Annotated in this window: 16 protein-coding genes; 1 reads left to right on the forward strand and 15 read right to left on the reverse strand. The window is 40.2% G+C overall.

Annotation, left to right across the window (positions count from 1 at the left end; genetic code table 11):
* Positions 1-129: 129 nt before the first annotated feature.
* From JOC49_RS01635 to JOC49_RS01700, 14 genes are all read right to left on the reverse strand, one after another.
* On the reverse strand, positions 130-1,137 hold the full coding sequence (locus tag JOC49_RS01635) for a hypothetical protein (RefSeq protein ID WP_204661539.1): 1,008 nt from the start codon (positions 1,135-1,137) through the stop codon (positions 130-132).
* 77 nt (positions 1,138-1,214) lie between these two features.
* A complete protein-coding gene (locus tag JOC49_RS01640; RefSeq protein ID WP_204661541.1) occupies positions 1,215-2,963 on the reverse strand; it encodes a sigma 54-interacting transcriptional regulator in 1,749 nt (582 codons plus the stop codon).
* A gap of 73 nt (positions 2,964-3,036) precedes the next feature.
* On the reverse strand, positions 3,037-3,591 hold the full coding sequence (locus tag JOC49_RS01645) for a hemerythrin domain-containing protein (RefSeq protein ID WP_204661543.1): 555 nt from the start codon (positions 3,589-3,591) through the stop codon (positions 3,037-3,039).
* Positions 3,588-4,211 carry a hypothetical protein gene (locus JOC49_RS01650; RefSeq protein WP_204661545.1) on the reverse strand — a complete coding sequence of 208 codons (624 nt, stop codon included), beginning with the start codon at positions 4,209-4,211 and terminating at the stop codon, positions 3,588-3,590. Before JOC49_RS01650 ends, JOC49_RS01645 begins: the two co-directional genes overlap by 4 nt.
* Positions 4,212-4,220: 9 nt before the next feature.
* Positions 4,221-4,415: a DUF1858 domain-containing protein gene (locus JOC49_RS01655; RefSeq protein WP_204661547.1), complete on the reverse strand. Its 195-nt coding sequence runs from the start codon at positions 4,413-4,415 to the stop codon at positions 4,221-4,223.
* 75 nt (positions 4,416-4,490) lie between these two features.
* Positions 4,491-7,064, reverse strand: coding sequence for an HD domain-containing phosphohydrolase (locus JOC49_RS01660; protein WP_204661549.1), 2,574 nt, complete (start codon positions 7,062-7,064; stop codon positions 4,491-4,493).
* Between the two features lie 121 nt (positions 7,065-7,185).
* The gene (gene lpdA / locus JOC49_RS01665; protein WP_204661551.1) at positions 7,186-8,574 is read right to left on the reverse strand and encodes a dihydrolipoyl dehydrogenase; all 1,389 of its coding nucleotides are present in this window, start codon (positions 8,572-8,574) and stop codon (positions 7,186-7,188) included.
* A gap of 17 nt (positions 8,575-8,591) precedes the next feature.
* The gene (locus JOC49_RS01670; protein ID WP_204661553.1) at positions 8,592-9,860 is read right to left on the reverse strand and encodes a dihydrolipoamide acetyltransferase family protein; all 1,269 of its coding nucleotides are present in this window, start codon (positions 9,858-9,860) and stop codon (positions 8,592-8,594) included.
* A gap of 10 nt (positions 9,861-9,870) precedes the next feature.
* Entirely contained in the window at positions 9,871-10,848 is a 978-nt protein-coding gene (locus JOC49_RS01675) for an alpha-ketoacid dehydrogenase subunit beta (RefSeq protein WP_204661555.1), read from the reverse strand.
* Entirely contained in the window at positions 10,849-11,934 is a 1,086-nt protein-coding gene (gene pdhA / locus JOC49_RS01680; RefSeq protein ID WP_204661557.1) for a pyruvate dehydrogenase (acetyl-transferring) E1 component subunit alpha, read from the reverse strand.
* A complete protein-coding gene (locus JOC49_RS01685; RefSeq protein WP_204661559.1) occupies positions 11,915-12,700 on the reverse strand; it encodes a lipoate--protein ligase family protein in 786 nt (261 codons plus the stop codon). Before JOC49_RS01685 ends, pdhA begins: the two co-directional genes overlap by 20 nt.
* Before the next feature lie 114 nt (positions 12,701-12,814).
* Complete coding sequence (locus JOC49_RS01690) at positions 12,815-15,631, reverse strand: S-layer homology domain-containing protein (RefSeq protein ID WP_204661561.1); 2,817 nt, start codon at positions 15,629-15,631, stop codon at positions 12,815-12,817.
* Between the two features lie 133 nt (positions 15,632-15,764).
* Positions 15,765-17,732, reverse strand: coding sequence for a diguanylate cyclase domain-containing protein (locus tag JOC49_RS01695; RefSeq protein WP_204661563.1), 1,968 nt, complete (start codon positions 17,730-17,732; stop codon positions 15,765-15,767).
* A gap of 63 nt (positions 17,733-17,795) precedes the next feature.
* Positions 17,796-18,089 carry a hypothetical protein gene (locus JOC49_RS01700; protein ID WP_204661565.1) on the reverse strand — a complete coding sequence of 98 codons (294 nt, stop codon included), beginning with the start codon at positions 18,087-18,089 and terminating at the stop codon, positions 17,796-17,798.
* Between the two features lie 72 nt (positions 18,090-18,161).
* Here JOC49_RS01700 and JOC49_RS01705 point away from each other — a divergent pair, with 72 nt between their 5' ends.
* Positions 18,162-18,599, forward strand: coding sequence for an XRE family transcriptional regulator (locus JOC49_RS01705; protein WP_204661567.1), 438 nt, complete (start codon positions 18,162-18,164; stop codon positions 18,597-18,599).
* Positions 18,600-18,722: 123 nt separating this feature from the next.
* Here JOC49_RS01705 and JOC49_RS01710 read toward each other — a convergent pair whose 3' ends face one another.
* Positions 18,723-20,696, reverse strand: a complete 1,974-nt coding sequence (locus JOC49_RS01710; protein ID WP_204661569.1) for a tetratricopeptide repeat-containing diguanylate cyclase — start codon at positions 20,694-20,696, stop codon at positions 18,723-18,725.
* Positions 20,697-20,723 lie beyond the last annotated feature (27 nt).

Consider the following 20,723-nt stretch of genomic DNA (forward strand, 5'->3'; position numbering starts at 1 on the left):
GGGTCAAAAACAAGCCGATTCATCCCCCACCTGCACTCTCACTCCGTGAGCAAGGTGGCTTAGAGGCGGGGGACTTCTCGGCTATTTTAGTTAAATTAGCAACGCAGTATTTGGGCATTCTCCCCAGTCTCACACTTTGAGATCAATCTCATGGATAACCCCTGCCACACCATTCTCTTTTAAATACGTTCCCGTTTCTCTAATTTTCGCAAGGAGCTCTGAACCCTCTTTAATCTGATATTGAGAGGACACATGGCCAATAAATATTGCACCAACACCAGCTTCTTTAAGCCCAATTAGAGTTTTCACCCCTTGGGGATTCACTTGCCAAATTTTCAGTTCTTTAAAAATTTCATCGGTTTCATCAATCCAATTGTTGCCATCTTCATCATAGGTTGCAAGCTCAGAAAACCCATGTCCTGTTGATGGTCCAAAAAGTTCAGAGCCATCATCAATTGTTCCGTTTCCGTTTGTATCACGTGCCAAAAACCCACTGCCTGACGCCAACGACCTAAAAATCTCTGGGTTACCATCCAGTGTCAAATCCAGCGACAGTGTATCTTCACCAAAGGCAACCCCCTTGCCATCAAGGTTTATAACGAGAGGATCCTGCATCTGCCCACCAATTTGGAGCACCGAATCTCGTTTTTCATAAAATGAACGCTTCATGTTTAAATTTAAATCAAAGGCAATGGTTCTACCATCTTCAGTTTTTACAACACCTTTTGATGTGTACTGCATTTTTTCTTTTTCATGAATTTCATGTGAAGTTGTTATCCTAAGCCCAAACTGGCGCTGATTCGTGTTCTCAGCAGACCCGTTTACAGAAGGGGCTTGATGGTGCTGCTTCCTTTGTTGAAGTTTCACAACTTGGTTGAACTTAAATTCTTTCCCCGTAAGGGCTGAAATCAATTGTTCAAGCAATCTTATTTTTTCAAGATCCTCCTCTGACAGATGGAAGAGTTCTTCCGGTCCCTCAACCCCACCTGCAGCCGCATTCTCCGAAAGAGATAAGGCAACTGGTGGCATTTGATTCTGTGGATTTACCTTAAACACTTCAATTTGCACACGTTTGCTTTCATTTTTTACAAAATGTGATTCTGCTTGATGTACCAATTCATAATTTGAAATCTTCATGTCTTCACCTCCATGTGATTGAAAATTTCACCCGTCTCCATACTATATGAATTTATCGGCACAAGTTGTCAGAAAATTTAGTTTTCTTTGTATTCTTTTAATTTCCGATACAATTTTGCCTTAGAAATACCAAGGGCCTCAGCAGCCCTTATTGCAGCTGCCTTTCCATTTCCAAAATAATTTAAAGCTTCAAGAATAGCCCGTTTTTCTAATGTTTCCAAAGGTTCAATTTCTCTTTTTACATGTGCATGTGTCTTTTCAAAATTTTGGACCATGCGCTTTGGCAAATGGAAGCTCTCAATTACAGGACCTTCTGCCATATTCACCGCATATTCCAAGGTGTTTTCCAGTTCACGCACATTGCCCGGCCATGTATAAGCCATTAACTCTTCCATACAGTCAGAACTCACAGAATTAACGGATTTATAAAGTTTGTCATTACATTTGTTAAGAATATGTTCCGTCAACAGAGGCAGGTCAGCAACCCGCTCTCTTAAGGCAGGAATTTGAATTGGAATCACATTTAACCTATAATACAAATCTTGTCTGAATGCCCCCTCGAGAACCATTTCTTCAAGATTTCGATGGGTTGCTGCAATCAACCTCACATCCACCTCAATCATGCTCTCGCCACCAACAGGCATAACTTTGCTTTCCTGCAAAACCCTAAGAAGTTTGGTCTGAAGGTGCAAAGGCATATCCCCAATTTCATCCAAAAAAAGCGTCCCTTTATGAGCCAACTGAAAACGCCCGGGTTTACCACCTCTTTTAGCACCCGTAAAGGCGCCCTCCTCATATCCAAAAAGTTCACTTTCCAGCAAAGCATCTGGAATGGCCGCACAATTAATGGCTATAAAAGGAGCGTGTGCTCTTGTGCTGGCATTGTGGATTGCCCGTGAAAACAACTCTTTCCCCGTTCCACTTTCTCCCAGAAGCAGTACAGTCGATTTAGATTCAGCCACTTTTTGTGCCGTCTCTTTTGCCTGCCACATTACATCAGTGGTCCCCAGTATATCGGAAAACTGGGTCCTAACAACATCCTGAGTCATCTCATTCAAAACATTAATCACTTCTTGGATTGGTTTCACAGTAATTACATGTCCCTTGACCCGCCCACCAATTAAAATCGGCGCGCTGTCAAAAATCCCGCGATGGCCACGCACATCTACATAATATTCATTTTTAAGCGTCGTCTTTTCAGTTAAAATTCGCACACACTCTTTTTCAGACAATAAATCAGATAAATCTTCTGTTTTATAGCCCTTGAAAATGGTCTTGGCTTTTGCATTCATTCTGCTCACTTTACCGTCTGCATCAAGTGCCACAAAACCTGTGTTCATACTGTCAACCACGACCTCAAGTTCTTTTGCGAGCATTTCAACCGCTTCAGTCCGTTCCTGTTCTTTTAGTTTAGCCGAAATCATCTCTGCCATCCGATTCAAAAAAGACATTAAATTGGTTTGATTTGAAATCAGGGCACTGCGTTGAACTTCTGTAAATGCAATAAGGCCAATAACACCTACAACTTTACCATCCGCAAGAATGGGGCAACACATCTCTGCATGTTCACTGCATTTCTCCCGACACGTACAGCTCAGGCAAGCCTGGTGGGTTCCAGGATTCTCAATCACAAAAGCGACACCTTCAGTTATTGCGTAATGAAAAGCAGATTGCAAGCCAACATGAACACCAATCGAGTCCTTATAACGACCAGTCCCACCAATCCGAACCAAATTTTGGTCTACAATGGTTACATCTATGTTCACAACACTTGCGATGGCTTCACAGATCATTTGAACATTTGAAGCGATTTTCTGTAAATTCACTCTTGGCCTCCTTTTATTTTTATTTCATCTTAACAATAAAAAAACCGAAGGACAAGTCCTCCGGTTAATCGGTTTACAAATATTTCGCTTCTAATCTTTCAAGATCTCTCAAATACTTATCTTGAACACCATTTTCATGTTGCTCAGATTCAAAAACAGCACAAGCTTTATCAATTTCAATTAACGCTGTCTCTGAAAATGATCTTTTTGCAAACGGGTACACAACACCATCTTCTTTATCAATATGCCTGTGTAGCAAGTGTGTATAGCCAACAGCATGTGCAACAACGTCTAACTTCGCCTCTAAATTTCCTTCTTTAACTGCTTCAAGTGCACGCTCTAAATCAGCCATGTAAAGTCTGCCCAAATCGTGTTCAACAAGCATACCGTGCGTCACAAGTTTTTGTGCAGCAGGCCCTAAAGAAGCCACCATCTGATTGAAAAGCATCTTTTCTTCCTTACCATGATGGTGCGCATCGGCATACCCTCTGACAAAAGCAATCATTGTCTTAAAATCTTCATAATCGATTTCAGAACCTTTCATTACGGCATAACATGCCTTTCGCATAACCGCAAGCATCCTTTTAATGGCTTTGTGCTCTTCTACCATAATTTCTATAGCTCTCATGCTGCTCTCCTTGATAATACAAACGTGTTCTCGTCCACAGACTCAAACCTATACGCATCTTCAACAAAGGCATCAATCCATTCCAATCTAAGTGTATTATAAATTTCAATATCCCCGCCAACGGCATTCCAAAAATCCGTGTGAATACACAAACGCTTCACCCATGAAAAAGAATTTTCATCACTAGAAATAGGTTGGTTTACCCGGTCACACGGCATGCCTTCAAGCAAATAATCATAAATCGCCTTAAAAACTTGATCCGGTTGATCCAACGTCTCTGACAAAGCATTTTTTGCCAAACGACCATTTTCTCTATACAAAGTTTTTAAATCTTCAAGCGATAGATAAGCCTGTTTTAACCCTGTTGTAATCGCATAAGCCATCCGATGTTCTAAACTGTGAATCCGATCTTGCAACCACCCATGAATATTAGCAGTGTCAATAACGTCTTCCAAAGCCCCTGTCTCAGGTATACCATACTGAGTTTGAGCATAGTGCCGTAAAGCATCTGGATCATGTCCATTTTTTTGCATCTCTGAATAAATAGCCTCCAAAAGCCCTTCATGCCACAATACTTTTCGATATAGCCAGTGATGTATCGGTCCTAAAAATGCACTCATTTCTACCCCCTACGCCACTTTGTCGTTTAGAGCTTTCATAAGCGCATCAAGACTTAACCCATGTACCATGCAAGCTTCTTCAAGTGTTTCCGCTTGAGCAGATGGGCAACCAACACATCCCATACCAAACACAAACAGTACATCTACAGTTTCCGGATAAGTTCTAACCACATCCCCAATTGTCATATCTTTTGTAATTTTCATTTCAATGCCTCCTATAAAACAGTAAGTTTAATCTCTATGCCCATATGGTATCAAGAATTAAACACCAATTCCGTTTCATAGGTTACCAAATGATTCCTCATTTCCACTTTCAATCATATTCACAAAAACACCAACAATCTGAGGGTCAAACTGTTTTGACGCATTCTGTTTAAGTTCCTCAAGCGCCGCATCAAATGACATGGCCTTTCTATACGTCCGATCGCTGGTCATTGCATCAAAAGCATCTGTTATGCAAATGATTCTGGCCAAATACGGAATTGCTTCTCCCCTTAGCCCTCTTGGATAACCAGTTCCATCCCATCTCTCATGGTGGGCAAAAACATGTTCAGCCATTTCGCCCATTTCATTTACGGCACTAAGGATCCTATATCCAATTTCAGGATGTTTTTTTATTTCAGCATACTCCAAGGCATCAAGCGGACCTTCTTTATTTAAAATCTCTTCTCGAATGGCAATTTTCCCAATATCATGCAAAAGTCCCATGGTCTTAAGGTCATTAATTTCTCTACTGCTGAGTCCTAAAGCTATGCCCAATTTTTCACTAAGGGCACTCACCCGGACACTATGCTGTTCTTCACGGCGGTTTTTTTCATGCAAGGTTCGAATCATGGCATAAATTGCCTTACCCCTGACACTTGGACTCTCCGTTAATTTGTGTTTGTTCATATAATTTTCAGCGGTTTTTACCACCTCTGTCATTTCTTCAAAAGCATGTTCCTTATGGGCCCATCCCACAGAGACACTAACTGGAACGTCGTCAATGGCAATATCTTTAAGACTTGCTTTTAAATCAGAAGTAAAGTCTTCCACCACATTTGGACTCGTTGAGGGCATCAGAACTGCAAACTCATCGCCACCAATTCGCGCAACCACATCATTTGGTCTGAGTTTTCCACGAATTGTATGGGCAATTTTCCGCAACAGGGCATCTCCAGCAGCATTTCCAAACGCATCATTTATCAACTTTAAGCCATTTACATCAAGAATCATAACACCTATTGGTAAAAACTCAGGGGCATCTAATTGGGTCAATTGCTTCTCAAAATAAAAACGATTGTAAAGCTCTGTAAGGTCATCATGAGTACTCACATATTCCAAGTACCGTTCACGATTTTTACGTTCTGTAATATCCGAATAAACAGCATACCCACCTATAAGAACACCCTTGTAAATCATGGGCACACTTCTAATAGCCACTTCCAAAGCTCGGTTTGATTTTCCGTACCGAATCCCTTCCGTTCGAACTGCCTGTCCACTTAAAAGCTTTTCTGTAAGCCTTTCCGCCTCATTTCGATTAGAAGTACTACCGCCAGCAATTACATCATCTAGATTAAGCCCCATAACCTCTGATGCCTCATACCCATAAAGGCGTTCAAAACTCTTATTAATGTTCATAATTCGGTGCTCAGAATCCAGCATGGCAATTGCATCATCAGAATACCTAAAAAGAGCTTCAAAATGAATTTTTTGCTGGGTTGCTTCTTGCTCAGTCAAGGATAAATCTGCTATGGTTTCCTCAAGTGCTTCATTTAAATCCTGGAGCTCAGCCCGGTCATTTTTTACAATCCCCATAAGTTCAGATATCTTCATTAAAACACTATTAATCTTTGTAACCAAAGGGTTTAGGACCCTTGTATGATTCAAATCAATCTGATACTCAGGGTGTCTTTCCACATCAATGGCCTCAACTTTTTGTTCAAGTTCCAAAAGTGGGTCTGCAACGAGTCTTTTTTGAAGCAAAAAGAGTAAGACAAAAAAGAGCATCAACAAGAGACCAACACTATAGGCAATCCATTTGTTCCGGGTGTAATTTTCCATAAACCGTTCTTCAGGTGAAAACGTGTATAAAATCCAATCTGAATTCCCAATTTCATGATGGTGGAAATAACCCCAAGTTGTTCCAAAATAATTTGAATAAGTCTCAAAAGCACCCGATTCAGATTCTTGAAGTTTTTTTGTATGGAGGCCTCTAAACTCTGCAATCGCCTCAGTGCTGTTTTCAATATCTTTTGATGCATAAATCACTGTCCCAGCCCGGCTTAAAAGCAATGTTGTGTCTTGACTGTGTGCAGTGTTCTCATTTAGAAAATCCTGTAGCCGGTCGACAGGGATATCCCCTGCCACAACCCCTAAAAGGGTATTGTCTTGGTATACCGGAATTGCAATGGTAATAATATAGACATCTTGAGAAGCGTTGAGAAATGGCTCCGTCAAAACAATTCCCTTTGCTTCCACAGCGGATTGATACCACAGACGCTTTCTAAAGTCCATATTGGCAGGTGGCACATATCCACTGGCATTAATCATATGATTCTCATCTGTCAAATAATAAAGACTTGCAAAAAGACCATTCATTTCAAGTTCATTTCTCAAGTACTCTAAAAGTTTCGCATCCGACTGTGATGGATTGTGTTCAATAACTATTTTTGCAGATTCCAAAATGTGACTTTGGGCTTCAATTGCTCTGTCAAATTCCAGATGCATCAACTCAAATCCAAGCTCTGCATTGTGGTGAGATTCTGATTCTATAAACGTTTCTGCCGCTTTAAACTGGTACCTGACAATTAACAAAATCAGAACCAGAAACAGACCGCTTAAACCATAAAAAATGCGCATTAATCGACTCATATATTTTGTACATCCTTTTAATTCATTCCGTTTAATTATAATCAATTGCGCTCAAAACCACAACATTAAACGAAAAAACGACCTCAGACCCTATAAAATATAGGACCGAGGCCGTTAAACCCTAAGATTTTTTTATGATATGAATGGGCCTATCAACGGCACCATGAGCCGCTTCCATAACAATTTCGGATAAGGTCGGATGCGGATGTATGGTTTTAGCCATATCATACACCGTCCCCTCAAGCATCATAGATACCGCGGCTTCAGCAATCATGTCTGTCGCATGTGGGGCTACAATGTGAACACCCACAACTTCGCCATATTTTTTATCATGAACTATTTTAACAAAACCCGTCGTTTCGCCTTCAGCCATTGCTTTACCATTGGCACTCAGCGGAAATGTGCTAACGCCCACATCAAATCCAGCCGCTCTTGCTTCTGCCTCAGAATACCCAATAGCACCCACTTCAGGGAAACTGTAGATGCATGATGGCACTTTTCGATAATCAATTGCCGAAGTTTCTCCCATAATAGCCTCCGCTGCAACAAGTCCTTCCGCAGAAGCCACATGGGCCAACATCATTTTCCCACACAAGTCTCCAATGGCATAAACACCAGGGATATTGGTCTGCATTCGCTCATCGACCACAACACCTTTTTCCCCAATTTCAAGGGGTAAGTTTTCAAGACCTTTGAGATTTGGCTTTCTCCCAAGACTGACAAGGATAACATCGCTTTCAACAGATTTTGCCTGGCCTTCTACTTCATAATGGACTGTACTGCCATCAACATGCTTAATAGAGACATTGGTGACAATCTCAACACCTTCCTTTTTCAAATGCCCTTGCATCGTGTCACGAACCGATTCATCTACTCCCTTCAAGATGCCTTCTGAACGTTGTAAAATAGTCACTTTTGTGCCCAAACTCCTATAAAGCGTGGCAAACTCAACAGAAATAACGCCACCCCCTAAGATTGTCATGGATCTGGGCTTCTCACTAAGCGCAATTGCACCTGTAGAATCCACCGCATATCCTGCTTCAACTGATTCTTTAAGTCCCTTAATTTCTGGCATAGAGGGTGAAGAACCTGTGGCTAAAATTAAATTTTTCCCACTTAATCTTTCACCGCCCACATCAACCGTTTGCGCATCAATTACTGTGCCATGTCCTTTATAAACCTCAACACCATTATGTTTTAATAGCAAGGCCACGCCACCCACAATTTTATCCACAACTTGGGTCTTACGGCGCATTAGGTTTGGCCAATTTATCTTTACAGTTTCCGGGTTTTCAATGTCAATCCCATATTGACTGCTTGCCAACAAATCTTGATAGACTTTAGCACTCTTTAAAAGTGTTTTCGTGGGGATACACCCATAATTCAGACACACGCCGCCAACACGATCTTCTTCCACAACAGCCACCTTAGCACCCAGCTGAGCTGCCTTGATTGCAGCAACATAGCCACCTGGGCCGCCCCCTAAAACAATAATGTCATAAGCTGTCATCTTAACCTTCCTTTCATTTAGCTGTTCAGCAAGAGCATTTCTGGATTTGAAACATAGGATTTAACCAGTGCAACAAATCTGCCTGCATCAGCACCATCAATAATTCTATGATCAAAAGACAATGAAAGTGGTAAAATCTCACGAATCACAATCTCTTCTTCTATCACAACAGGCTTTTTAACAATAGCGCCGACACCCAGTATCCCTGCTTCAGGATGTTTGATAATTGGCACACCAAAACTTGCGCCAACAGCACCGTAGTTGGTTATTGTAAACGTGCCATCAGACAGTTCATCCAATTTAAGCGCTTTCTGCCTTGCGCGATTGCTTAAATCTTCAATCGCTTCTGCCACCTCAAAAATGCTAAGGCGGTCTGCATTACGTATAACAGGAACCATCAACCCATCTTCTGTATCCACGGCGATTCCAATGTTGTAAAAACGTTTCAATAGAATTTCATCTTTTTCATCATCAAGGGATGCATTTAAATATGGAAAGGCCTTTAAACCCGCCACAACCGCTTTGACGAAAAACGCCAAATACGTTAACTTCACACCCTTTTCAGCAGCCATTTCTTTAACCCTAGACCTAAACGCAACCAAATCTGTTGCATCTGCCTCATCCATCACCGCTGTATGGGGAATCGTGTATTTAGAGAGCGTCATATTTTTTGAAATGGTTTTCCGAAGCATTGTCATTGGAATCCGGTCTATCGCATGATTCTCTTCATATGGTTCTCTTACATGGTCTTTTTCCAAGGTTTTTGGCTGGCTTGCCTTTTGAATGTCAGACTTCATGACCCGTCCTTGAGGACCTGTCCCATGAATTTTAGTAATGTCTAAACCAAGATCCTTTGCCATTTTTCGGGCCACAGGGGTTGCAAGAACCTTTCCCGTTGTCACGTTTGCTTCAGCCGCCGAATTCCCTTCTGTACTGGCTTCAATCACATCTGAAGAGACCTCAATTTGACCCACAACAGAAGTGCTGCCAGCTTCTTCAACCCGCTCTGTTTGATCAGAGTCATCGGGCATATTGGACCTAACACCAGGCTGACCATCATCCACAACAACAATAACTTGTCCTACCTGAACAGCATCACCAGCCACATAATTATTTTGAGCAAGTTTCCCAGTTACAGGAGAGGGAATCTCAGCATTAACCTTATCGGTTTCCAGCGTAAAAAGCGTATCGCCTTCTGACACAGAATCACCAGGCTCAAAGAAATTTTTTAGGAGAACACCTTCATGAATGCCTTCTCCAATATCTGCAAATTTTACATGAAACATACCCTACCTCCTAAAATTTAAGGACATCTCTTAGTTCACTGACAATTTGGCCCACATCAGGCACATAATACTGTTCGCCCTTTGGAAGCGGCACAATTGTATCGACACTTGCAATACGCTTGGGTGGTGCTTCCAGATATAAAAACGCCCCTTCATTGACAGTGGTAATGAGCTCTGCACCCGGCCCATAAGTTTGAGCCGCTTCATGAACCACACAAAAACGTCCTGTTTTCTGAACAGACTGAATAATCGTTTCCTTGTCAATGGGTGAAATCGTCCTTAAATCAATAAGTTCAATACTGAATCCTTCCTTTTCAAGGTGCTCAATAGCCTTTTGCGTTTCTCTAACCATTGCACCCCAAGCAACGACTGTTAAATCCGTTCCTGATTTCACAATTTTTGCTTTTCCAATTGGAATCGTGTAAGCTTCATCGGGAACATCCTGCTTAAATGCTCTGTAAATACGTTTAGGTTCCATAAAAATGACAGGATCGGGATCTTGAATCGCTGCCATTAAAAGCCCTTTTGCATCGTACGGGGTCGAAGGGATTACAACTTTTAGTCCCGCCGTATGGGCAAAAAGGACTTCAAGCGACTCAGAATGGTGCTCAAGCGCACGTACACCGCCACCATAAGGCATTCGAATTACCATTGGCACTGTGTACCTGCCTCTCGTCCGATTTCGCATTCTGGCTGCGTGGGTTACAATCTGATTGTATCCGGGAAACATAAAGCCTGAAAATTGGATCTCAACCACCGGCTTAAGCCCATTAATGGCCATTCCAATTCCAGATCCCACAATAGAAGATTCAGCCAATATACTGTCGAAACACCGCTCTATACCATATTTCTCTTGAAGGCCTTTAGTGGCTCTAAAAACGCCACCTTCCACGCCAACGTCTTCTCCAAAAACAATTACTTTATCATCTTGTGCCATGGATTGATCCATTGCTTGATTCACAGCTTCAAGTAAGTTCAGTACAGCCATCTACTTTCCCTCCTTCTGAAAATATGCCTTTTTCTTTTGATATTGGGCTTCCAAAATAGGCGTCCTTTTTTCATAGACATAATCAAATATATCTTTAAGGTCAACACCACCTGACTTTTCAACTTTTTCAAATACAGTTTTAACGTAGTCACTGCGTTCTGACACAAATTCAGATTCTTTTTCATCTGACCAATGCCCTTCTCTGATTAAAAATTTTCTAAACCGATCAATGGGGTCTTTTTCTCGCCATGACTCAACTTCTGAATCATCACGGTAAACAGTTGGATCATCCGAAGTTGTATGTGCACCCATTCGATAGGTATAAGCTTCGATTAAAGTTGGCCCTTCACCATTTCGAGCGCGCTCCACCGCCTCTCGTGTTACAGCATACATAGCGAGGACATCATTTCCATCTACAACAATCCCCGGTATCCCGTAACCAATTGCCTTTTGGGCTATGGTCTTGGCTTTTGTTTGCAACTGCCGCCTTGTGGATATGGCAAATTGATTGTTCTGAATGATAAATACATTTGGTAAATCTTGTACCGATGCAAAATTTAATGCCTCATGAAAGTCCCCTTGAGACGTTCCGCCATCACCTACATAGGCAACAGCGATTTCATTTGTGCCCTTGTAACGCGACGCATACGCGAGTCCGGTGGCATGTTGCATCTGGGATGCAATGGGAACTGACACAGGAAGAACCCTTATGTCTTCAGGCATACGCATGCCCATTTCATTTCCAAACCAATACAAAAAGATGTGTTCAAGAGAAGCACCCCTGTTTAGCCAAACACCAAGTTCCCTAAAGGAAGGCGCAACCCAGTCATTTGCACCAAGAGCAGCAGACGACCCCACTTGAGCGGCTTCTTGCCCTAAATTCGGGGCATAAGTCAACATCCGACCTTGTCTTTGATATTGAAGTGTTTTTTCATCAATTATGCGGCTAAATCGCATGGTTTCATATAAGTCTACCAAGGCTTCCGGTCCTAAATCCGGCAGCCATTCAGGATGCACAAGTTCACCATCCTTATTTAAAATTTGAATCATCTCATCCAACAAGGGATTAAACGCTTTGAACAACATGCACAACCTCCTTTTTTTCAACTATGGGTGTTTCACCAAAATTCCATTTAGTCGATTGGTACTTTTGAACAGCTTCTTGCAGTTTCTGGCTTTTAAAATAATCCGCTTCAAGCACCACCACTTGATACGCATGTGCCTTATAGAAAACATCGATTATGGCCTCTATAAGCTTTGGCATAGAAATGCTGGCATTACTTTCAGACATATTGACAACTGGACTTGGTACACTTACAACACTTTTTTGATTTTCAAACTTCTTTACATGCTCAAAATTGGATGCCATCAACAAATCATGTGCCCCATCCAGATTTGCATTTACAAGCAAGGTACCATGGTGCAACCGCCTGTTGCCTTTCATGTAAAATGCATTGCCCGAAATCTTTTTCCCACTTAAAATCAAATCTTTTCTAGAAGTCAGTTCAAGTGAAATGCCAAACTTTGAAACGGCTTCCATAATCCATCTAAAATGCAAGTGTTCATCATAACAACCTTGGTGCTCTATAAAGGAAAAATTGAGGTTTCCTAAATCATGGTACACGGTGCCGCCACCTGATAGTCTTCTAATCATTGGAATATCATTTTTTAAGGCATACGTCACATCAATTTCACGATATGGGTTTTGATTCCGACCAAAAATAACGCTTTTTGAATTGACATATAAAAACAAAATGCGCTCATACGTCTTGGCCTCGTGAAACAAAACCTCTTCAAGTGCCATATTGTATGCTGGATTATGCCTGTGTGATAAAACAACCAGTGCCTTCATGTAGATCACCTCATATTAAGTACTGGTTATTAATTACCCTTTATTGAGAATTATTATCATTAACATTTTGTGAACAAAAAAAAGAGCCGCAAAAGCAGCTCTTCAAATTTTAGATTAATCTATTTTTTGTACACTTAAATCCAATCCTTCAACACCATTATCTGCGTAATCCCTAATCTCAACATTCTGAATAACGGGCGTATAGAGTTGAACCTTGCTTTGATCTTCCTCTTTTACATACAAGCGCACATCACGTCCATTTACGCCTATATTTTCCACTTGAATGTTTAAAATGCTAAACGAGAGTCGCGAAACCGTCTCCGGATCAATGTCTTCTGAAAAACGAATGGTGACAATACCTGTACTTTGAGAATACGTCACATTAGGTACTGTCCTGCCATCGAGGGTTGTTTCAACCACGTATGGTGCCATCTTATCCGCCAAAGGTAGTGGCGGAGCTGTTAAATCAAAAGCTTCACCGTATCGGTTAACCGAATTAGACCGTACCGCTTGAACGGTCACACCAGAAGGATCCCCAACGATTGGGTCATCCAATTTTAAAATCAATTTTGTTCTGTTGTCTTCATAAACACGTTCGGAATCAATAATTCGATAAATTTCGTCAGAATCTTCCACTCTTAAGTCACCAAGATCAAAGGTCACAAGTTCATCCGAAACCACAATTTCTATAAGATTCTGATCAATCTGACTAGCAGAAACAATTGACAAAGTCCCTTCGCTGGACAAGTCCACAACAACTGAGAAATCGTGAATAAAGTTATCATCTAAATCTGCCACACGTCCTATTTCAACATCTGCCGAAACAGAAGTCGACGTATTGTCATCAGCGTAAAAATCAAGGCCACCTCTTACAATCTCACCTGGATAATGGATTTCAAGCGTCCTGTCATCTGCCATGGTCATTCTCAGTAAATCGTCATCCAAAGCTGATAAAAGTTTTCCATTGACCTTGTATTTGTCCGGATCTAAAACTGAATATTTCCCTTCAATTGCCATAGGTTCATCGAATTTAATCCGAACCACTTGATCGTTTTTGCCCGCTTCATAGAGTCGAGCCGTCCATTTTTCAGGATCTGGGGCTGTAAAATCTCTAATCTCAAACGGAAGCCTAGACTCACGAATTACATTGCCCGAATAGTCTTCTAGCCCATTTACAATAAGTGTAAACGTTCCAATAATAGGCTCTAACACTACAATTTCTATTGTATAAACATCGGAATTGTAAATGACATTTACAATCTGTCCGGATATATTTGTGCCATTTCCGTCTAAAAGTTCATAATTGAGCCTGTTTTGAACTTGTCCACTTCTGTTGTTAAGGGGTTCAGACACTTTTAATTTTATACGCTGTTCGCTAATCGGTGTTGCTTCTCCCTCAATATAAGGTGCCACCGTATCTGGTGCGAGTTCAATTTGAGTCCGCGCAACAGTATTACGATTGCCAGAATAATCCTGAATCGCACCACTGTCAACCACCACCCAAGTGGTGCCAGAAGGGATGAAATTTTTTGAAAAGTCAAGTCTAAGTTTATGCCCGTCAATATGCTCTGAAGTAACAGTCGCATCTACTCGGTTTGACACAGAACTGTGATAAAACTCTGTCTGTGCCCCATTTAACACTTTAATATCTTCACTCCACACCAAGGTCACCCCTGTTGATGAAACATTTTCATAACCGATTACTTTTGGTGCAACAGAATCCTTAACCACTGTAATTTCAATTGGGTATGCATTTGGATTTGATAACAAATTAAACGATGCATAATCATCAAAATGTTTTTTAGGAACGATTTCTGTCTTCTCCGGCAAGTCTGTATAAGTTTCTATAATCAGCTCTTTATTGAAATTTTGAAGTTCATAACTTTTTACGATGGTCCTGCCTTCATTTAAGGTAAACCCATATTCAAATTGCTCTTCGTCATTCACAAGATCAGATTCTTCACGTGTCATCATGGGTTCAGAGAACACCAACTTGACAGCTCGGTTGCCCAAAGCTGTTGCGGAAACAATTTCTGGTAGCTTAAAATCCCCTATATTAATGGACCGATAAGCGTCGTTGATCAAAAGTTCACCTTCAAGAGATTTAATGTCTCCTAAAATCAAAGCCACATCGCTTTGCTGGGGAACAGCCTTGTTAAAGATCAGGGTAATCTCACCTTTTTCAACATTGTAACTGGCGTTTACCACCTCTAAATCGTAAACTGCTTCTGACTTAAGAACATAATTCCCTGTTGTTTCAGCCGCCTCAACATCCAGTGGGACGTTGACTTTTAAAACCAATTCTTTCAAACTGTAGATTTCAACACCCGTAATTTCTGGTGTTTCAGGCACTTCTGGTTCAGGAAGTGGCAACATGCCAAATTCTTGTCCCAATGATAATTCCTGGCCAAAACGATTGGTATTAACAGCTTTCCACATGGCTTCAAATGCTTCACCTCTTAAAAGTGCGCCTGGATTTTCAGCCTCTATAGTGATGTCTATTTTTTCTAAATCTGCCACAGCAGTTTCCCACGTGTACGTATACCCCAAAGCTGCAATTAGCATCTTGGCCCATTCCTGACGGGTTACTGCGCTATCAGGCTTAAAGGTTCCACCCGGATAACCAGAAATCCAGCCATTTTTATTGGCGTAAGCCACATAAGGCGCGTACCAATCCGATGAAATCACATCTAAAAATGTCTGTGTATACATGGTTTGCTTGGCCTCATCATCTTTTCCATACATCTGGGCAAGTAACTTTGCTGCCTGAGACCGCGTTAGAGGTTTGTCCTCATCTAGTCCAGTATCAGACCCTTGTATAAAATTAAAATCGTAAAGATTCTGTCCGCCACTTTTAGTGTTGTTGGCCATAGCGGGAACAGAAGTCATCAGCAACAAAACAACCAGAATTAAACTCAATTTTTGCTTCATAATGAATTCGTGCCTCCTTTTCGTTTCTTTGCCAATATTATATCATAACGGCGTTTGTTTAAATATTACCATTTGGTTTCACGTCAGCCCTAAAAAAGCACCCTTGAACTCTATCTCAAGGGTGCACTGTAACTTATCTCAAGTAATGGTATCTTTTTTTCTCTAAATACATTTTAGATTCTGCACCAGCAAAAGTACGTGTAAAATCAGGCATATCCTTTGTGTGAACAGCGTATCCTAACGCAACAGAAAGGGGCACATACTCAAAAGTGAACCGATCACACGCCTCATGAATTTTCTTTGAAAGAACCGCAAGCCCCTCCTCCGTTGCATTTTCAACAAGTACAGCAAATTCATCTCCACCCAGTCTAAAAACAAGGTCTGTTCCGGCACACCGCTTTAGTATGGTGCACACTTCAATTAAATACATGTCACCAACAATATGCCCATATTGATCATTAATCTGCTTCAAATGGTTCATATCTGCAATTAAAATACCAAGATCAGACAGTTTATTTTGATGCCAGGCCTCAATTTTCTCGTTAAAAAACCGCCTGTTATAAACGTCCGTGAGACCATCTCTGTAACTAAAATGTTCCAGTTCCCGCGTTTTTTCAAGGAGTATATTCCGCTTTTGAGCATTTGAAATGGCAATGGCAACATAACCCGCTAAAGTTTTCACCACCTCAAAATCTTTGACATCGTATTCATAAGCATTATAGCTTTGAAGGGTTATAAGGCCGACACACCCTTCTTCTGTGATCAAACGGCAATAGATAATACAGTGGGTTGTTTCTCCATCGTCCATATCGCCAATCCCTACACAGTCATCTTTAGGAATATAAGCATTTCTTTCACGATCAAAATCACGAATGTATAGGTCTTCACTGTTTAAGATACAATATGATGCCAATGACTTGCCATCATGAAGGTCTATTTCCATTAAAGGAAGTTGCTTTCCATTTTCTTCAAAATACTTGTAAATGATTTTCTCACGCGGCGCATCATAAAGTGCTAACCCGAAAACATTTACAGACATTAAACTGTAAATGGATTTTCGCAAATGCCCATAAATTTCATCCATGTCCATCGATGAAGTTAATTTTTGACCAATTTTCGCAATCATGGATACATTTTTAAGGGTCCGCTCAAGTTCAATGGTTTTACTCTTAAGTTCAACATTCCTTAAAACATCAATACGTTCTTCATTGCGTTTCAGTTTTTCTTCAAATTGAACTTTAACAGATTCATAAGCCTCACGTTTGTTATCTTCTATAATATCTTGTTCAATCAGATCAAATTCTCTAAAATGTTCAAATGCCTCTTTATACCGCTTTAATTTTTCGCATACCTGCACCATTAAACGATGACATTCTCTTTTAATGACAAGTACGGGATTGGTCTGTGCTATTTCAAGCGCCCTTGTCAGTGTTTCAAATGCACGCTCATAATCCGCTTTTTTATAATAAATATTTCCGATGTTAAAAAGTGCAATCGACTCATTTAAAAAGGATTCATCTTTGTATACGGTTGAATACACCTTATATGCCTCATGCAAATGTGCTAAAGCTTCATCATAACGTTCTTGTTTCATCAACTCGTGGGCAATATTGTTATAAATATCGCCATGCAAACGGCCAGTTTCTAAATTCGGTAAATAAGATGCCGCTTCATTCAATAAAGTAATTGCTTTTTCTGATTGGTCTAAAACACTGTATGCTGCGGATAAAATCGTAAGCGCTCTAACCGTATAATTATCTTTTCCAATGGATTGACTGAGTTCATAAGCGTCATGTGCAATCTGCAAGGATGCTTCATAGGATTTAAGCTCACGTGTTGCAATGGATATGTTCACCAAACAATGAAACGCGTAAATGGATAAGTTCATTTGTTGAAAGAACTTTAAAGCCCGTTCAATTACAGAGGCTGCTGCCCGATGACGGCCATTGATTACAAGAGCCCTGCCATATAACAAACCTTTCACCGAGTCATCTATACTCTGAAAGGACTCTTTGTGCTCATAGGTTTCATATAAGGCCATAGTCCTGTTAGGCATTTTATCCACTTCATTTAGTTTTTCCAAAATATCTGTCTGCATCATCTGTTTCGCCTCATATAATTAGTAAAATCATTATACCATAATTTCAACGGATGTTACATTTTGTTAATCAATTTTTGCTGTTCTTTTTAAATAATAGACAAATTGATCTGAAGCACCATATTTCACCAAATCACGTTCCAGTACCCGGTCATCACTTTTTGCATGCCTTTTTTTAGGGATGGCGAACAACAAGTAAGGCCAATTGTCGTCAATTGTCTTAACCTTGTAAACTTGGATATAATCTGTCAGTACAACAGAATCTTCTATCATAAATATTGAACTAATTTTTTGTCCCATTCGGCTTGAATACAGGTCGAGTTCAACGCTGTTTTCAAACAATTCTCTATGAGAAATCATAAAAACTACCCCACTTCAAGTTGTGAATCTACAACAACCTTGATATAATATTGATATTGGATGGTGATGCATATGACGAAAAAATCAGCGACAACCGAGGTCCTACAAAACAAATTGTTACAAAGTGAAACCCTTGATGACTTTATTGAACAACACCAAAAGGAAATCAAAGGTGAGTCCTTTAAAGACTACCTCTATGCCCTGATTGAGGATTTGGAAATCAAGACATCAGATCTTTTTCAGTTGGCACATATGAGCGATTCATATGGCTATCAACTTTTAAACGGAAAAAGGCAACCTTCTAGGGATAAAGTCATTCAACTTTCAATTGGACTGAGTCTAACATTGGCGCAAACCAACCGTCTTTTAAAATTATCTGGAAAATCTGAGCTTTATGTCAAAGACGAACGCGACGCCATCTTTATGTTTGCCCTAAATAAAAAATGGTCCCTCTATGATGTTGAAGACCTATTGGCCAGCAGAAACCTTGATTGCCTCACAAAAAGATAACCACTCAATTCCTTTATAGTATACGCTAATATTCTGATAATTCACTATGCAAGTTGCATTATTTTAAAAAAACAACCTAAAAAATGCGTTTTTAAGTTTACATCCACTTAAAAACGCATTTTTTTAAATTGTGTCATCTTTCATTTGTCGTTTATCCAAATACATATTATTTTCAGCATCTGAAAACAATTTTTGCCTTGCTTCTGGTGCATCAGGCGCTTCTAAAAATTCATATCCCAATGCTAGAGAAAGGGGCACACCAACCAAATCTATTGTCTGAGCCTGTTCTTTGATTTTTTCAATTAGCTTTTGGGCCGCTTTGGGTTTTGAACTTGGCATCAAGATTGCAAATTCATCTCCGCCCAGCCTAAACACATATTCGCAATCGGCTAAATCTCGCAAAATTTTTGCAGCTTCTACCAAATATTGGTCCCCCATCAAATGTCCATGTGTGTCATTTATAAGTTTAAGACAATTCATGTCTGCCATAACAAGACCCAGCGGCATATGGTCTAAGTCAAGAAACTTACTCATAACTTCATTGAAATATCGCCTGTTATAAAGGCCCGTTAATGGATCATTGTAGCTGAGGTACTCCAGTTCTTTTGCCTTTTCACTAATCAAACTTTTTTTCTGTGCATTTGAAATGGCAATGGCAAGATAGGATGCCAAAGCTTTAAGCACCTCAAAATCACTTTCAGTATATGCAAATGGTTCATAATGCTGGAGTGTAATCAAACCAATTATACGGTTTTCACTGATTAATCTACAGTAAATTATACAGTTGGCATGCTTCGTACTTGATTCAGTGCCAATGGGATTTATAAGTTCAATATAGGTATGGTACTCCTCAGCAAAATTCTGAATATAAATATCCTGACCATGATAGATGGCATAAGCAGCCAACGAGTTAGTGTCATGCAAAGAAACTTCAATAAGTGGCATGTCCACGCCCCGTTGTTCAAAATACTTGTAAATAATCTTTTCATTTACATCATCGTAAAGGGCAAGTCCAAAAACATCTGCTTCCATAAAATCATAAATGGACTTACGCAAAATCCCATAAATCTCGCCCATGTCCATTGAAGCTGTTAGTTTTTGTCCAATTTCGCCAATTAAAGACAGGCTCTTTAAGGTCTTTTCTAGTTCTCGAGTCTTGTTCTTGAGTTCAACATTTCGAAGCAAATCAATCTCTTGCTCACTTCGAGTTGTCTCTTCAATAAGACGTTCCTTAAGTTTGTCTACTTCTTCTGAAATTTCTACGGATTCTACTTTTTTTCGAGTTTCAGCATAAGACTGATAAGTTTCAAGTGCCAATTTATACTGTCCCTGCTTGGCATAAACTTGGGATAAATTTCTTAAACAATCCACTGCAATAAAGTCAATGTCTTCTGCTAAAGCCTCTTCAAGAACACGCTTCAAGTAGTTTTCTGCTTCATCCAGCTGGTTTAAAAGGAGGTAAGTCTCTCCAATATTCGCCTTCACAATTAAAACATTGATGTGATTCACATTGCCATAATGCGCCTCATAAACCGCCATGGCTTTGTAAAAATACGCTAATGGTTTTTCCAAATCCCCATTTTCAAGAAGAACATAAGCATAATTGTTGTATAAATCGCCTAGAGTTTTTGTGCCCTCAATATAGGCCTTATACTCAAGTGCCTTTTCAAGCATTTCAAGGGCTTTGTTGATTTTATCATAATTGGCGTAGATGGATCCCAAGTTCATTAAGGCTTTAATTAAGTAGGCAAAATCCTCCATTTCATAACTTAAATGGTAGGCTTTTTCAAAACTATCCGTTGCAAGATGGAGTTCACCAATCTCTCTATAGGCAATTCCAAGTGACGAGTAACAGTTAAAGCGACCAAACTTAGAATTGACCCGCTCAAAATAGTCGAGCGCCAAATTAAGCGGGCGAATCGCAGCTTCCTGTTTGCCTGCCAGTAAAATTGCACGACCGTAAAGGTAATAATTAAAAGCTTCATCATAAGCCTTTGCGACCCCTTCTAAATCCAGTTGACTCGAAAGCGTGTCAATGACCACTTTGGGATTGCCCTCTAATTTTTCAATCTTTTCTATTATTTCCAACCGATTCAAACCTGCACCCCCAATACACCTAAAAAA

Source organism: Fusibacter tunisiensis, assembly GCF_016908355.1.
Classification (GTDB): Bacteria; Bacillota; Clostridia; order Peptostreptococcales; family Acidaminobacteraceae; genus Fusibacter_D; species Fusibacter_D tunisiensis.

Coding starts and splice junctions, on each gene's coding strand:
- JOC49_RS01635 (WP_204661539.1), bottom strand. CDS start 1,137: ATGAAGATTTCAAATTATGAATTGGTACATCAAGCAGAATCACATTTT.
- JOC49_RS01645 (WP_204661543.1), bottom strand. CDS start 3,591: ATGAGAGCTATAGAAATTATGGTAGAAGAGCACAAAGCCATTAAAAGG.
- JOC49_RS01650 (WP_204661545.1), bottom strand. CDS start 4,211: ATGAGTGCATTTTTAGGACCGATACATCACTGGCTATATCGAAAAGTA.
- JOC49_RS01655 (WP_204661547.1), bottom strand. CDS start 4,415: ATGAAAATTACAAAAGATATGACAATTGGGGATGTGGTTAGAACTTAT.
- JOC49_RS01660 (WP_204661549.1), bottom strand. CDS start 7,064: ATGAGTCGATTAATGCGCATTTTTTATGGTTTAAGCGGTCTGTTTCTG.
- lpdA (WP_204661551.1), bottom strand. CDS start 8,574: ATGACAGCTTATGACATTATTGTTTTAGGGGGCGGCCCAGGTGGCTAT.
- JOC49_RS01670 (WP_204661553.1), bottom strand. CDS start 9,860: ATGTTTCATGTAAAATTTGCAGATATTGGAGAAGGCATTCATGAAGGT.
- JOC49_RS01675 (WP_204661555.1), bottom strand. CDS start 10,848: ATGGCTGTACTGAACTTACTTGAAGCTGTGAATCAAGCAATGGATCAA.
- pdhA (WP_204661557.1), bottom strand. CDS start 11,934: ATGTTGTTCAAAGCGTTTAATCCCTTGTTGGATGAGATGATTCAAATT.
- JOC49_RS01685 (WP_204661559.1), bottom strand. CDS start 12,700: ATGAAGGCACTGGTTGTTTTATCACACAGGCATAATCCAGCATACAAT.
- JOC49_RS01690 (WP_204661561.1), bottom strand. CDS start 15,631: ATGAAGCAAAAATTGAGTTTAATTCTGGTTGTTTTGTTGCTGATGACT.
- JOC49_RS01695 (WP_204661563.1), bottom strand. CDS start 17,732: ATGATGCAGACAGATATTTTGGAAAAACTAAATGAAGTGGATAAAATG.
- JOC49_RS01700 (WP_204661565.1), bottom strand. CDS start 18,089: ATGATTTCTCATAGAGAATTGTTTGAAAACAGCGTTGAACTCGACCTG.
- JOC49_RS01705 (WP_204661567.1), top strand. CDS start 18,162: ATGACGAAAAAATCAGCGACAACCGAGGTCCTACAAAACAAATTGTTA.